This window comes from Synechococcus sp. NB0720_010, from assembly GCF_023078835.1.
Taxonomy (GTDB): domain Bacteria; phylum Cyanobacteriota; class Cyanobacteriia; order PCC-6307; family Cyanobiaceae; genus Vulcanococcus.
Window position 1 is genome coordinate 1,489,676 of record NZ_CP090898.1, and the last position, 14,227, is coordinate 1,503,902.

Genomic DNA, 14,227 nt, shown 5'->3' on the forward strand with positions numbered 1-14,227 from the left:
TTCCATCCGCCGGCGACTGGGATCGAAGAAAGCAACGATGCAGGACTGGCCGGGCCTGATCGAGGGCTACCGCCGCTGGTTGCCCGTCAGCGACAAAACGCCTGTCATCACCCTGCGGGAAGGGGCCACCCCGTTGATCCCTGCCCCCTCCATTGCTGAGCGGATTGGCAAGGGGGTCAAGGTCTACCTCAAATACGACGGCCTGAACCCCACCGGATCCTTCAAGGACCGGGGCATGACCATGGCCATCTCCAAAGCCAAGGAAGCGGGTTCCGAGGCAGTGATCTGTGCCAGCACCGGCAACACCTCCGCGGCGGCAGCGGCCTATGCCAAGCGCGGTGGCATGCGGGCCTTCGTCTTGATCCCCGATGGCTATGTGGCCCAGGGCAAGCTGGCCCAAGCCCTGCTCTACGGCGCGGAAGTCCTGGCGGTGAAGGGCAACTTTGACCGGGCCCTGGCGATCGTTCGCGAAGTGGCGGACCAATACCCCGTCACGCTGGTGAACTCCCTGAATCCCTACCGACTGCAAGGGCAAAAAACCGCAGCCTTCGAGGTGGTGGATGCCCTCGGCGAGGCCCCGGATTGGCTCTGCATCCCCGTCGGCAACGCCGGCAACATCAGCGCCTACTGGATGGGCTTCAACGAGTACAAGGCAGCCGGCCACAGCCGCAAGCTGCCCCGAATGATGGGCTTCCAGGCGGCCGGTTCAGCCCCCCTGGTCCTCGGCCACACCGTCGAGCAACCCGACACCATCGCCACTGCGATCCGAATCGGAAACCCGGTCAACAAGGAGAACGCGCTGAAGGCCCGGGCTGAAAGCAACGGCGACTTCATGGCCGTCACCGACGCCGAAATCATCGAGGCCTACAAGTTGCTCGGCAGTGGCGAAGGCGTCTTCTGCGAGCCCGCCAGCGCAGCCTCCGTCGCCGGTCTGATCAAACGGCGCGACGAAGTCCCTGCAGGCGCCACGGTGGTCTGTGTCCTCACAGGCAACGGCCTGAAGGACCCGACAACCGCAATCGAGCACAACGACTCCAAGTTCCATACCGGACTCGATGCCGACACCGCCAAGGTGGCGCAAGTGATGGGCTTCTGAACCTCTTGAGACCGCTTTGCCCGGCCACAAGCCGGGCTTTTTTGTGTCCAAGAAAGCCAACCAATCCAAAAAGCGACTGCCCACAACCTGTGGAAAGAAGGCTGGAAAAACCAAGAACCAGAAACCGCCGGAACTCGCTCGTTTTTCCACAATCCTGGGAAAAGGAGGAAAGGGCTCCAATAGTCCGCAGTCCAGATCCTTGTTCCACAGGCCTGCGGGAAGCGAAACCCTTTGCAGTCAATAGGAGTTGGTGATTTCCCAGGGTTTCCCCAAGACCTACGACTACGGATTGGGATTTCTTTCTTCTTGATCCTTTAATCCTTAATCGGTCGTCTGGGGATTGCCGGGGAACCCGATCGCTCGACCCGTTGCGCTTCCGCTTGGGTTGTGGAAGCGTGGAGGCCCCTTCAGTCCTGCCATGAAGCTGGTCTGCTCCCAGGCCGAACTGAGTTCCAGTCTTCAACTGGTGAGCAGGGCTGTTGCCGCACGTCCCACCCATCCGGTTCTTGCGAATGTGCTGCTGACCGCAGATGCCGGAACGGGTCGCCTGAGCTTGACGGGATTCGATCTGAGCCTGGGCATCCAAACCAGCCTGAGCGCCTCAGTTGCCACCAGCGGTGCCATCACCCTTCCCGCCCGGCTCTTTGGTGAGATCGTTTCGCGGATGCCGGCCGACAGCCCGATCACCCTCTGCTGCGAAGACGGCAGTGAGCAGGTCGAGTTGACCAGCCTCTCGGGCAGTTATCAGATGCGGGGGATGCCCGCCGATGATTTTCCTGAGCTCCCTCTGGCTCAAGCGGGAACTCCGATCAAGTTGGATCCAGAGGTCCTCGTCAAGGGTTTGCGCGCAACCCTCTTCGCCAGCAGTGGTGATGAGGCCAAGCAGCTGCTGACCGGTGTTCACCTGGGCCTGGATCAGAACGGTCTGGAATGCGCCGCCACTGATGGCCACCGTCTGGCCGTCCTGCGTCTGCAGAACGCCTCCAGCAGTGAGGCAGAGCTGGATGTGACGGTGCCCGCCCGCTCCCTTCGGGAGTTGGAGCGTTTGCTCTCCAGCCGCGGCGGCAGCGATGCCGTGAGCCTCTTTTGTGATCGCGGTCAGGTGGTCTTCCAATGGGCTGACCAGGTCCTGACCAGCCGCAGCCTCGATGGCACTTACCCCAACTACCGGCAGCTGATCCCCGAAAGCTTCGGTCGCCAGCTTCAGGTCGATCGCAAGGGTCTCCTGAGCGCCCTGGAGCGTGTGGCGGTCTTGGCCGATCAACACAACAACGTCGTCAAACTCACGAGCGACCCCGCAGTCGGTCAGCTGTCCATCAGTGCGGATGCGCAAGACGTGGGCAGTGGCTCAGAGGCCATCGGAGCCCAGGTCAGCGGCGATGCCATCCAGATCGCCTTCAACGTCCGCTACGTCCTGGAAGGCCTGAAGGCCATGGGCTGCGAGCAGGTCCAGCTCCAGTGCAATGCCCCGACCACTCCGGTGGTGCTGGCTCCCCAAGACGACTCCAGCTTCACCTACTTGGTGATGCCGGTTCAGATCCGCCAGTGAGCCTCCCCGAACAGCTGCTGCTCAGCGAATTGCTGCGCCGCCGCGTTCGCTGCGATCAAGGCCTCGACCATGGGGTTGGTGTCGCCCCTTGGATGCACCCTCCGGTGCATCGGCTTCTGGGCTGGTTCTCCAAGCCATCCGCCTTGGGTGATCGCCGTGAAGTCTGGCGCCTGAATCAGTTGTGCGGTCTGGCGGAACTGGAGCTCTTTGTCCGTGGGGATGCGGCTGCGACCGAAATCGCCACCATGGATCGCTTGCCCACCTTGATCGAGGCGACCCTCCTCGGCCAAGACGGCGAACCCCTGGGGCAGATCGCAGATGCGGCAGTCGATCTCAGTAGTGGTCAGATCCTCCACTACCTGGTGTCCCGCAGCGATCCGAGGCTGCCCGGCACCAGTCGTTGGCGCTTGGCCCCAGCGCGCATTAACGATCAACAACCTGGAACGGTTTTCACGTCCCTTGCGGGCCTGGATGACCTTCCCCTGGCCAAAGCCAGTGTTCGTCAGGAGTTCCTGCGTCGCTCCAGGCGTTGGCGCGAGCAAATGCAAGAGGAAACCTCCCGCTGGCGCGATCAAGTCCAGAACGCCGGCGATCGTTTTGAAGAGCGCCTCGAAGGTTGGCTGGAGGAACCCCCCTGGGATGAGCGGGAACCAGACCTGGACCGCCAAGCGCGATCCCAGGAGGCCTGGGATGACTGGACTGAAACCGATGAGCCACAGCCCCGCCGCCACCAGGACGATCCCTGGGTTTGAGAGGGGGTGAGTCGCTCAGCGAGACTGGAATGATCTCGCTCCCTGGTCCGTGGTCGCAGCCCCTGACTACTCCGTTGCTGACGCGCTGAAAAAGGAGAACCTCAGCCAAGCCGACTACGACGAGATTTGCCGCCGCCTCGGCCGAGCCCCCAACCGAGCTGAGCTCGGCATGTTCGGTGTGATGTGGTCTGAGCACTGTTGTTATCGCAATTCCAGACCCCTGCTGCAGGGCTTCCCCACGACCGGCCCGCGGATCCTGGTGGGACCCGGTGAGAACGCGGGCGTCGTTGACCTTGGAGAAGGCCAACGCCTGGCCTTCAAGATCGAGAGCCACAACCACCCCTCCGCGGTGGAGCCGTTTCAAGGCGCCGCAACGGGCGTGGGCGGCATCCTGCGGGACATCTTCACCATGGGTGCCCGCCCGATTGCCCTGCTGAATGCCCTCCGCTTTGGCCCGCTGGAGGACGAGCGCAACGTGGGCCTGATGGAGGGTGTGGTGGCGGGCATTGCCCACTACGGCAATTGCGTCGGTGTGCCCACGGTGGGCGGTGAGGTGGCCTTTGACGCCAGCTATTCCGGCAACCCCCTGGTCAACGCCATGGCCCTGGGCTTGATGGAGACCGAGACGATCGTCTGCTCCGGGGCCGAGGGCGTCGGCTTCCCGGTGGTCTACGTCGGCAGCACAACCGGCCGGGATGGCATGGGCGGCGCCAGCTTTGCGTCGGCGGAACTCACGGAAGCCTCCCTGGACGATCGTCCGGCCGTGCAGGTCGGCGATCCTTTTTTGGAGAAAGGCCTGATTGAGGCCTGCCTCGATGCCTTTCAGAGCGGTGATGTTGTCGCGGCGCAGGACATGGGAGCCGCAGGTTTGACCTGCAGTTGCTCAGAGATGGCCGCCAAGGGCGGTCTGGGCATTGAGCTGGACCTCGATCGCGTGCCCGCCAGAGAGGCCGGGATGACCCCCTACGAGTTCCTGCTGAGCGAGTCCCAGGAGCGGATGCTGTTCGTGGTGAAGCCCGGGCGGGAAGCGGCGCTGATGGAGCGCTTCACCCGTTGGGGCCTGCAGGCTGCCGTGGTGGGCCGCGTCCTTGAGGACAACATCGTTCGGGTGCTGCAGAACGGTGAAGTCGCCGCTGAGGTCCCCGCCAGCGCCCTGGCGGATGACACCCCGATCAACCGCCATGAACTGCTGAGTGAGCCTCCAGCGCCCATTCAGGAGCACTGGCGCTGGTCTGAGGACCAGCTCCCGTCTGCATCCCCCTCGGGGATCAATGGAGTCAGCTGGAGCGAGACCCTGCTGACCCTGTTGGACGATCCCACGATCGCCTCCAAGCGCTGGGTCTATCGCCAGTACGACCATCAGGTGCAGGCCAACACGGTCGTTCCCCCGGGCGGCGCCGATGCGGCGGTGGTGCGGCTTCGGCCCCAGGCTGAAACTCAGGCCGCGACCCGTGGTGTGGCGGCGGTGGTGGATTGCCCCAACCGTTGGGTGGCCCTGGATCCAGAACGGGGCGGCATGGCAGCCGTGGCCGAGGCGGCTCGCAACCTCAGCTGCGTGGGCGCTGAGCCCCTGGCGGTCACCGACAACCTCAATTTCCCCTCCCCGGAGACCTCAACGGGCTATTGGCAGTTGGCGATGGCCTGCCGGGGTCTCTCCACCGCCTGCTCGGCCCTGGATACCCCAGTGACCGGCGGCAACGTCTCCCTCTACAACGAGACGCGGATGCCAGATGGTTCGATGCTGCCGATCCATCCGACCCCTGTGGTGGGGATGGTCGGCTTGGTCCATGACCTCAGCCAGGTCCGCGGCCAGGCCTGGCAGGACGCTGGCGATGTGATTTGGATGCTGGGTGTTCCTTTGGAAGCGGGGGAGACTCCAGCCGATGGCCGCTTGGGCCTGGCTGGCACGAGCTACCTCGAGCGAATCCATGGAGCCGTGACGGGGCGCCCGCCGGAGATCGACCTGGAGCTGGAGCGCTCGGTTCAGGCGTTCCTGCGCCAGGCCATCACCCAGGGTCTGGTGAAGTCGGCCCATGACCTCAGCGATGGCGGTCTGGCCGTGGCCGCTGCGGAGTGCTGCATGGCCTCTGGTTTGGGTGCCCACCTGGAACTTCCCTCCAGCGCTGCTCGCCTCGATCGCCTGCTGTTTGCCGAAGGCGGCGCCCGCATCTTGGTCAGCGTCTCCCCGGCGCAAACGGTCACTTGGCAGGAGGCTTTGGCTGCCAGCGGCATTCCGGCGCAGTGCCTCGGTGTGGTGGAGGACGACAGTGCGCTCTCGATCACCCAGGCGGGCTCGAACTTGCTCACCACGCCCATTGCCCAGATGCGTGAGCGCTTTGAGCAGGCGATTCCGCGGCGCATGGGCGTCGACCTGCCTCCGACGGCTTGAGGAGAACCCTGATGCACAATGTTGAAGGAAATCTGAAGCTGGGACTTGCTGTGACGGACGCCACACCCAGCCTCGAGCGTCCAGACAAGCCGGAAGAGGCCTGCGGCGTGTTTGCGGTGCTGGCCAGTGACCAGCCGGTGGCCAACCTCACCTACTTCGGCCTGTACGCCCTTCAGCATCGCGGTCAGGAATCGGCGGGCATCGCCGTCTTTGACGCGGAACCCGGCAGTGCCCCCAAGGTGCGGCTCCACAAGGACATGGGCCTGGTGAGCAAGGTGTTCACCCCCGAAGTCCTCGAGCGCCTCCCCGGCCAGCTCGCCATCGGCCACAACCGCTATTCCACGACGGGTTCGAGCAAGGCTTGCAACGCCCAGCCGGTGTTGCTCAACACCCGGCTGGGCCCGATGGCCTTTGCCCACAACGGCAACCTGGTGAACGCCGGCGAACTCCGGACGGCCCTGGCCAGCGACCTGCCCGAAGCTGAATTCACCTCGACGACTGATTCAGAGCTGATCGCCTTTGCGATTCAGCAGGCCGTGAATGCCGGCAGCGATTGGGACAGTGCCATTCGCTCCGCAGCGGTCCGTTGCCGAGGCGCCTTCAGCTTGGTGATCGGTACCCCCGAAGGTCTGTTTGCCCTGCGCGACGGCCATGGCATCCGTCCCCTGGTGTTTGGTCACATGGGCGAGCTCAGCGAAGCCCGCTGGGTGGTGAGCAGCGAGACCTGCGGCCTGGACATCATTGGTTCCAGCTTCGATGGGGACATCGAGCCGGGTGAAATCGTCCACTTCCGTCTTGGTGAGTCCGAGCCCGTCCGCAGCCGCTGGGTGGAGGAGCCCTCCAAGCTCTGCGTCTTCGAGATGATCTATTTCGCAAGGCCCGACAGCCGTTTCTTCGGCGAATCCCTCTACAGCTACCGGGTTCGCATCGGCGAGGTGCTGGCCCGCGAAACTCCGATCGAGGCGGACATCGTCATCGGTGTTCCTGACTCCGGGATTCCCGCCGCGATTGGCTATTCCCAGTACAGCGGCATCCCCTTCGGTGACGGCCTGATCAAGAACCGCTACGTCGGCCGCACCTTCATTCAGCCCACCCAGGCCATGCGCGAAGCGGGGATTCGCGTGAAGCTCAATCCCCTCCCGGATGTGTTGGCCGGAAAGCGCGTGGTGGTGATCGATGACTCGATCGTCCGCGGCACCACGAGTCGCAAGTTGGTGGCGGCGATCCGCGATGCCGGTGCGACCGAGGTGCACATGCGTATCAGCTCACCGCCGGTGACCCACCCCTGCTTCTACGGGATCGACACCGACACCCAGGACCAGCTGATCGCGGCCCGACTGACCCTCGAGGAGATCTCCGCCCACTTGGGCGTGGATTCCCTGGCCTACCTGAGCAAAGAGGGCATGGTTGAGGCGGCCCACGCCAACGCCGAGAACTTCTGCACCGCCTGCTTCGACGGCGCCTATCCGATTGAGATGGACTCCTCCGTTAGCGGCAGCAAGCTGATGCTTGAGCCTGCCGGCATCGCCGCAACGGTCTAAACCGGCGCCTCGGTTCCCTGGGCCTGGTGCTTCACCTCGCCCCCGAGGCCGAAGGCGTCGTGGATCACCTGAAGGGCTTTGATGCCCTCCCCTTCGGGAACCACACAGCTGGTGCGGATCTCGCTGGTGGCGATCATCTCGATGTTGATCTGTGCATCCGCCAGAGCACGGAACATCCGGCCGGCCGTCCCAGCGGTACAGGGCATGCCCGCACCGACGGCACTGATCCGAGCGATCGCCATTCCTTCCTCAAAGCTGGCGCCGGGCCACTGATTCAGCAGCGGTTGCAGGGCGGTTCGCGCCCGGCTCAGGTCCTCGCGCTTGAGGCAGAAGCCCATGTCGCGGCTGAGTTGTTCCCCTGAGCCATGGGTGCGCTCGGACTGCACGATGGCGTCCAGGCTCACCCCGGCGTCCGCAAGAGCACGGCAAACCGCCGCGGCCGTTCCCGGCTTATCGGGAATGCGCCGCACGGCGACTTGGGCTTGGTCCCGATCAAGGGCCACACCGCGCACCTCCGGTTGACCCGCTCCAGAGGGGGCCGGGTTGAGATGCAGTTGCCGCTCGTTCAGTTCAAAGCAGTGGGCTGCAGCCTGCAGGGCCTTGTTGCCCTGATGTCCCGCGACCAGGCAGCTCACCTTGACTTCGCTGGTGGCGATCAGGCGCAGGTTGATGCCCCCTTTGGCCAGGGTGTCGAACAGGCGTGCTGCCACCCCCGGACGGCCCATGATTCCGGCGCCAGCGATGCTGAGCTTGGCCATCCCGGCCTGGGTGCTGAGGGTCGCCCCGGCCGCGGCGGCATCCATGGCGTCCAAGACGTTTTGGCAGACCGCCTTGGCCTCCTCCAGTTGCGCCTCAGCCACGGTGAAGGCGATGTCGTTGCTGCTGCCCTCGTGGGTGGACTGCACGATCAGATCCACGCTCAAGCCCTCATTGGAGAGCGCTTCAAACAGTTGAGCCGCGACCCCTGGGCGATCGGGGACATGGGAGAGGGCGAGCACGGCCTGATCCGTCTCCAGCTCCGCGCCGTCGACAGGCTTGCCCAGCTCCAGGCCCTCACCGCTACCGCGATGGCTGGTGCTGTCGCTGGTGAGCAACGTTCCCGGTGCATCGCTCCAACTGGAGCGCACCACCAAGGGCACGCCGTAGTTCCGGGCGATCTCGACGGCGCGGGGATGCAAGACAGCGGCCCCCAGGCTCGCCAGCTCCAGCATTTCATCGCAGGTCACCGTCTCCATTAACTGGGCATCGGCCACCTTGCGGGGATCGGTGGTCAGGACGCCGGGGACATCGGTGTAGATCTCGCAGGCATCGGCTCCAATCGCCGCGGCCAGGGCCACAGCCGAGGTATCTGAGCCGCCGCGGCCCAGTGTGGTGATCTCGGGAACCCCTGAGAGGCTGTTGCTGGTGCCCTGGAATCCCGCGACCACAACGACGTTTCCGTCATCCAGCAGCCGGCGCACCCGCTCGGTTTTGATCTCCAGGATCCGGGCGCGGCCGTGGGCGGATTCGGTCAGGATCCCCACTTGGGGTCCGGTCATCGAGACCGCCGGGATCCCCTCGGCATGGAGGGCCATCGAGAGCAGCGCGATCGAGACCTGCTCCCCGGTGGCCAGCAGCATGTCCATCTCCCGCTGGGGCGGGTTGCTGCTGATGGCCTGGGCGAGCCCGGTGAGTTCATCGGTGGTGTGCCCCATGGCCGAGACCACGATCACCAGATCGTTGCCGTCCTCTTTGCTGGCGGCAATGCGCTTGGCCACGGCCTGGATGCGCTCCACATCGGCCACGGAGGTGCCGCCGAATTTCTGGACCAGCAGGGCCATGGGTGGGCGCAAGTGCGTGATCGACGATTGTCCTATGGCGTCAGTAGGAACCCGTCGCGGAAGGCATCACCGGGGTCAGCGCCGCGCTTGAGGTTGGCCTCCACCTGCAGGAGCTGACTGAGTAGAGCGAGGAAGCGTTCGGGTTTGCGGCCGCGGATCTGTTTGCGCATCACGTAGATCCGCTTGGGATTGCCAATGCCGGCGGCTTTAGCGATGGCATTGACATCGTTCTCGCCCTGCTGATCCAGCAGGCTCACCCAAAGCCAACCGCGGATTTGCCCGCAGAGCGTGGCCACGATCCGTAGGGCGGGCTCATTGGCGGCCAGCAGCACATCCACCAGCGCCACGGCTGCTGCAGGTTGTCCAGCCAGCAGGGCATCACCCACCTGGAGGGCATTGGTGGCCTGGCTGCCGATCAGGGCGTCCACGGCTTGGGCTGTGATGGCCTGGCCTGCTCCGGCGTAGAGGGAGAGTTTTTCCAGTTCGCTCGCCAGCCTGGCGCTGTCGCTACCGATGGCATCGCTCAGCGCTTGGGCGGCGTCTGGCTGCAGTTTCAGGCCCAGCTCCTGGGCTGTGCGTTGCACCAACTCCACTTGCCCTGATCCATCCCAGATCGCCGGCAGTTGGAAGCTGCGCTCCTGGGCTTCACCGCTTTTGACCAGTTTTTGCAGGGCCTTGGTGGTCTTGAGCCGCCCATCCGGTTTGGCGGCGTTGACCAACACCAGATGGCACTGCTCCGCCACCAGATTGAGGCTGGTCTCCAGCTGTTCGGCCAGGTCAGCCGGGCACTGATTGCAGAAGGGGCTGCGCTGCAACACGATCACCCGATCGCCGCCGCCGAAGGGGGCTGTTCGCGCTTCCTCCAGGGCTTGAGCGGCCTGATTGGCATCGTTGCCGTCCAGACGGCTGAGGTTGATGCTCTGCCAAGCGGGATCGACCTGGTTCTTGACCAGTGCTTCGACGGCCCTGCTGCGCGCGGCTTCGTCGTCGCCCCAGATCAGATGGATCGGCATGGCAGCACAGGGTGCAGTGCAGTTTGCGCCAGATCCCCATCGGCTGTGACCAAGACAGTCACCTCGTTCTGAATTGCTGTGGCCAGTTCGATCGCGTGCTGGAGCTCCAGTTCCGGTTCCTGTTGCTGGAGACGGCTGGCGGCCAGGGCGAGATCCCCATCGAGCGGCACCTGCCGCCACTGCCTGGGGTTTGCAAAGGCGGCGCCGTAGCGCAAGGCCAGGGCTTCATCCCCTTGGCAGAGGGCAGTTTCCATGACCTGCATCAGGCTGATGCTGCTGATCACCCCTTGCCAGCTGCCTTGGGCGATGCCCTGAAGGACGGGCTCCAGTACCCCGCTGGTGTCTGGGTCGTCCAGCAGAAAGGCCACAAGGGCACTGCCGTCTAGCCCGATGCGGCTGCCGGGGCCGAGTTGTCTGGCTTGAAAGCGAGCTTTTGCACCGGCTGCCCCAGGCGTCCGCTGCTGAGCGCAGCGCTCCTTGGCGCTGCCCTTGAGGCTCAGCAGGTTCTCCATCGCTTCTTGGCTGCTGGGACCACCCGCCGCGTCCTGCAAGGGGACGATGGCCGCCAGATCCTGGCGGTGGCGTTGGATCACCAGCCGCTCTCCCTTCGAGGCGCGCACCAGCAGTTCTGGGAAGCGCTGACGGGCTTCCTGTACGCCAAAACGCTCTGCCGACATCGCACTGCACAGTCTGTACAGAGTCTGTCAGCCGGGCATGCTGATCCCCATGGGATTCGACCATCCGATTTTCAGCGAGAGCCTGCGTCTGATCGAATCGGCCCTGCCTGAAGGGGCTCTGGAGGGTTTATCGGTTCCCGAACGGGATGTGGTGCTGCGCCTGATCCACAGCAGCGGCGACCTCAGCTTGGTTCGGGGGGTGACGTTTTCAGTGCAGGCCTGTGAACTCGGTCTCGCGGCACTCCGTGCCCAGGCTCCGGTCTTGACGGACACCGCGATGGCGGCGGCGGCGGTGGCTCCGATGGCACGGCGGACCTTTGGCAACGTCGTGCGCAGCGTGCTCGATTGGGCCCCCGAACGGGCTCCCGAGGGCGGAACGCGAGCGGCGGTGGGGATGCAAGAGGCCTTGTGCGCCCATCCAGGCGCGGTCGTCTTGATTGGCAGTGCACCAACGGCCTTGGAGCTGCTGTTGGAGCAGGTCCGCACCGCCCAGGTGGCAGCGCCTGCCTTAGTGATTGGCATGCCCGTCGGCTTCGTGGGCGTGGCGGAGAGCAAGCGCCATCTCGCCGCCAGCGACTTAGCTCAGATCCGTCTCGACGGCAGCCGCGGCGGTGCTGGCTTGGTGGGTGCGGCGCTGAACGCCCTGTTGCGCCGGGCTTGGTTGGATCAGGCGGCGTCCGCTTGAACGCTGACGTGGCTGTTGGCTTCAATCCGGCTCAAGACCTGGCGGGCCCGCAGCACCACGGGGGCCGGCACGCCGGCCAGCCGAGCGGCCTCGATGCCATAGCTGCGGTTGGCGCCGCCGCTGACGACCCTGTGCAGGAAGCGCAGGGTTGAACCGGTGTCCTCCACCAGCACCTGAGCGTTCTCGACGTTGCTGCGCTGCTCGGCCAGCTCGTTGAGCTCGTGATAGTGCGTGGCAAAGATGCTGCGTGCGCCGATATCGCCTGAGAGGTACTCGGCCACGGCCCAGGCGATCGAGAGCCCATCAAAGGTGGCGGTTCCTCGGCCGATCTCATCCAGCAGCACCAGCGATTGACTGCTGGCGTGGTGAAGGATGTTGGCGGTCTCGGCCATTTCGACCATGAAGGTGGATTGACCGGCCGCCAGGTCATCCCCTGCCCCCACACGGGTGAAGATCCGATCGGCGATGCCCAGTCGCGCCCCGTCAGCTGGGATCCAACTGCCGATCTGAGCCATCAGCTGCAGAAGTCCGGTCTGGCGCAAGTAACAGCTCTTGCCGCTGGCGTTGGGCCCGGTCAGCACCACCAGGTCGCAGCCCTCCCCAAGGCTGACGTCGTTGGGCGTGAACGGTTCCTCCACCAGCAGTTGTTCCACCACGGGGTGGCGTCCCCCCTGGATCTCCAGGCAGCGGCTGTCGGGGACCAGTTGCGGTTTGCAGTACCTGGAGGTAGCGGCCACCTCCGCCAGCGACGCCAGGGCATCCAGTTCGGCCACCAGCCGGGCGGCGAAGCGAATTGGCCCGGCCTGCTCGCCTACGCGCTGACGCAGCTGGCAGAACAGCTCGTACTCCCGCTGGGCCGCCCGCGCTTTCAGCTGGAAGATCCGTCCCTCGCGGTTTTTCAGCTCGGGGGTGACAAAGCGTTCCTCGTTGGCCAGGGTCTGCCGGCGAATCCAGTGGTCCGGCACGTCCTTGGCTTTGGACTTACTGACGGAGAGGAAGTAGCCAAAGGTGCGGTGGTACTGGAGCTTGATGGTGCTGATCCCGCTGTTCAGCCGCTCCGACTGCTCCTGCTCGGCCAGCCAGGCGTCCTGGTCATCCAGTTGGTTGCGCAGGCCATCGAGTTGGCGGTCCACGCCGTCATGGATCAGTCCTCCCTCCGTAAGGGTCAACGGTGGGGTCTCCAGTAACTGGTGGCGCAGGTCAGCGGCGAGTGCGTCGAGCTCGTCCCACGGTCTCGCCAGGGCCACCAGCGGTGCACTTGTGACCGCGCTCAGCAAGCCAGCCAGGGCCGGCAGTCGCTCTAGACCATCCGCCAAGGCCACGAGATCACGCGCCGAAGCCGTTCCAGCTCCTGCCCGTCCGGCGAGCCGCTCGAGATCCCCCATGGGTCTGAGCAGCCGGCGCACCCCCAAGCGCAAGCTGCGGGCCTGGCTGCCGCTCACCAGTTCCCCAATGGCCTCTTGGCGGGAGCGGATCAGTTCCAGATCCACCAGGGGAGCCTCGATCCAGCGCCGCAGGCAACGGCCTCCCATGGCCGTCATCGTCCGGTCCAGGGCCCAGAGCAGGGACCCCTGCAGTCCACCGCCCAATTGGGTCTTGGTCAGCTCGAGGTTGCGGCGGGTGGCTGCATCGAGCACCAGCTGGTCGCCGGCAGTCCATGTCGTGGGCAGCTCGAGGGGAATCTCGCAGCCCGGTTGGGTATCGCTGAGGTAGCGCAACAGACCACCGGCAGCGCGCAGGGCCAAGGGTTGTTCCCCTAAGCCCAAGCCATCGACGCTGGCCAGCGCGAAGCGCCCCAGCACGGTGGCTTTCGACTCGTTCAGGGCGAAGGGGGTGCGGCTGAGGGGCGTCAGCTGCAGGGATGCAGGACACCAAGCAGGGCGTTCACTTCCGTCTTCAGGTGCTGGCCAGAGCACTTCAGCGGCGTCCACCTGCAGGAGTTCCTGGTGCAGTTGGTCACTCCCTTCCCGTTCAGTCACCCGGAATTCGCCCGTGCTCACATCGGCGATGGCCAGGCCCCAGCGCTGTTGCTCAGAGACCACCGCGCAGAGCCAGTTGTTGCGGCGGGCCGTGAGCATCCCCTCCTCCAGCACCGTGCCTGGGGTCAGCACCCGTGTGATTTCCCGTTTGAGCAGCGCTGGCTTTCCACCCGTTTTGCTGCGCTCTGCGGCCTCTTCCACCTGGTCGCAGAGGGCAACGCTGAAGCCGCGCCCGACGAGGTCGGCGCAGTAGCGCTCGGCGGCGTGATGGGGAATGCCGGCCATCGGCACCCGTCCGATTGCTTTGCCGCCCTCTTTTCCGGTCAGGGTTAGCTCCAGCAGGCGGGAGAGGGCAATGGCGTCTTCGAAAAAGCACTCGAAGAAGTCCCCGAGCCGGTAGAGCAGCACCCGCTCGGGATGCTCTGCCTTGAGTTCGACGTAGTGGCGCAGCATCGGTGTGAGCTGCTCGAGGTCCACCAGGCTGTGGTGGTGCCAGGCCGGCAGGTCGTCGTTGCTGCTCTCCTTCTGCTCGCACTCCTCAGTGACGGTGTCTTGTTCCTGAGCGGCGCTTTGCCGAACCCGCGGTCTGGACTGGGCATCCCGCTCGAGGGCCTCGTGATCCAGCTCGGAGTCGGCTTCTTTGGTTTGAATCGTTGCTGGCTCTGGCTCAAGCCCGAACAGCGAGCCCTGCAGCGCCAACTCGGTTTGGTCGGCCACAGGCAGGCT

At 65.0% G+C, this 14,227-nt stretch carries 10 protein-coding genes; 6 read left to right on the top strand and 4 right to left on the bottom strand.

Annotated features, from left to right (window positions below; all coding sequences use genetic code 11):
* The first annotated feature begins 37 nt into the window (after nt 1-37).
* The 5 genes from thrC to purF all read left to right on the top strand — a co-directional run bounded on the left by thrC (nt 38) and on the right by purF (nt 7,327).
* Nucleotides 38-1,096 carry a threonine synthase gene (gene thrC, locus LY254_RS07855; protein WP_247479813.1) on the top strand — a complete coding sequence of 353 codons (1,059 nt, stop codon included), beginning with the start codon at nt 38-40 and terminating at the stop codon, nt 1,094-1,096.
* A 418-nt stretch (nt 1,097-1,514) separates the two neighbouring features.
* Nucleotides 1,515-2,645: a DNA polymerase III subunit beta gene (gene dnaN / locus LY254_RS07860; RefSeq protein ID WP_247476515.1), complete on the top strand. Its 1,131-nt coding sequence runs from the start codon at nt 1,515-1,517 to the stop codon at nt 2,643-2,645.
* The gene (locus LY254_RS07865; protein ID WP_247476516.1) at nt 2,642-3,397 is read left to right on the top strand and encodes an RNA methyltransferase; all 756 of its coding nucleotides are present in this window, start codon (nt 2,642-2,644) and stop codon (nt 3,395-3,397) included. Before dnaN ends, LY254_RS07865 begins: the two co-directional genes overlap by 4 nt.
* A gap of 49 nt (nt 3,398-3,446) precedes the next feature.
* Nucleotides 3,447-5,786, top strand: a complete 2,340-nt coding sequence (gene purL / locus LY254_RS07870) for a phosphoribosylformylglycinamidine synthase subunit PurL (RefSeq protein WP_247476517.1) — start codon at nt 3,447-3,449, stop codon at nt 5,784-5,786.
* An 11-nt stretch (nt 5,787-5,797) separates the two neighbouring features.
* Complete coding sequence (purF, locus tag LY254_RS07875) at nt 5,798-7,327, top strand: amidophosphoribosyltransferase (RefSeq protein ID WP_247476518.1); 1,530 nt, start codon at nt 5,798-5,800, stop codon at nt 7,325-7,327.
* Here purF and LY254_RS07880 read toward each other — a convergent pair.
* Genes LY254_RS07880 through LY254_RS07890 form a run of 3 tightly spaced genes read right to left on the bottom strand, consistent with a single transcriptional unit; the run spans nt 7,324 to nt 10,837 of the window.
* Nucleotides 7,324-9,147 carry an aspartate kinase gene (locus LY254_RS07880; protein ID WP_247476519.1) on the bottom strand — a complete coding sequence of 608 codons (1,824 nt, stop codon included), beginning with the start codon at nt 9,145-9,147 and terminating at the stop codon, nt 7,324-7,326. The genes purF and LY254_RS07880 overlap by 4 nt on opposite strands.
* 32 nt (nt 9,148-9,179) lie before the next feature.
* Nucleotides 9,180-10,160 carry a DNA polymerase III subunit delta gene (holA, locus tag LY254_RS07885; protein WP_247476520.1) on the bottom strand — a complete coding sequence of 327 codons (981 nt, stop codon included), beginning with the start codon at nt 10,158-10,160 and terminating at the stop codon, nt 9,180-9,182.
* A complete protein-coding gene (locus LY254_RS07890; protein WP_247476521.1) occupies nt 10,145-10,837 on the bottom strand; it encodes a hypothetical protein in 693 nt (230 codons plus the stop codon). The genes holA and LY254_RS07890 overlap by 16 nt, the downstream gene beginning before the upstream one ends.
* A 37-nt stretch (nt 10,838-10,874) precedes the next feature.
* Here LY254_RS07890 and LY254_RS07895 point away from each other — a divergent pair, with 37 nt between their 5' ends.
* Nucleotides 10,875-11,522 carry a precorrin-8X methylmutase gene (locus LY254_RS07895; protein ID WP_247476522.1) on the top strand — a complete coding sequence of 216 codons (648 nt, stop codon included), beginning with the start codon at nt 10,875-10,877 and terminating at the stop codon, nt 11,520-11,522.
* Here the strand turns inward: LY254_RS07895 and mutS are convergent.
* A complete protein-coding gene (gene mutS / locus LY254_RS07900; protein WP_371820538.1) occupies nt 11,504-14,224 on the bottom strand; it encodes a DNA mismatch repair protein MutS in 2,721 nt (906 codons plus the stop codon). The two genes, LY254_RS07895 and mutS, sit on opposite strands and share 19 nt — an antisense overlap.
* Nucleotides 14,225-14,227 lie beyond the last annotated feature (3 nt).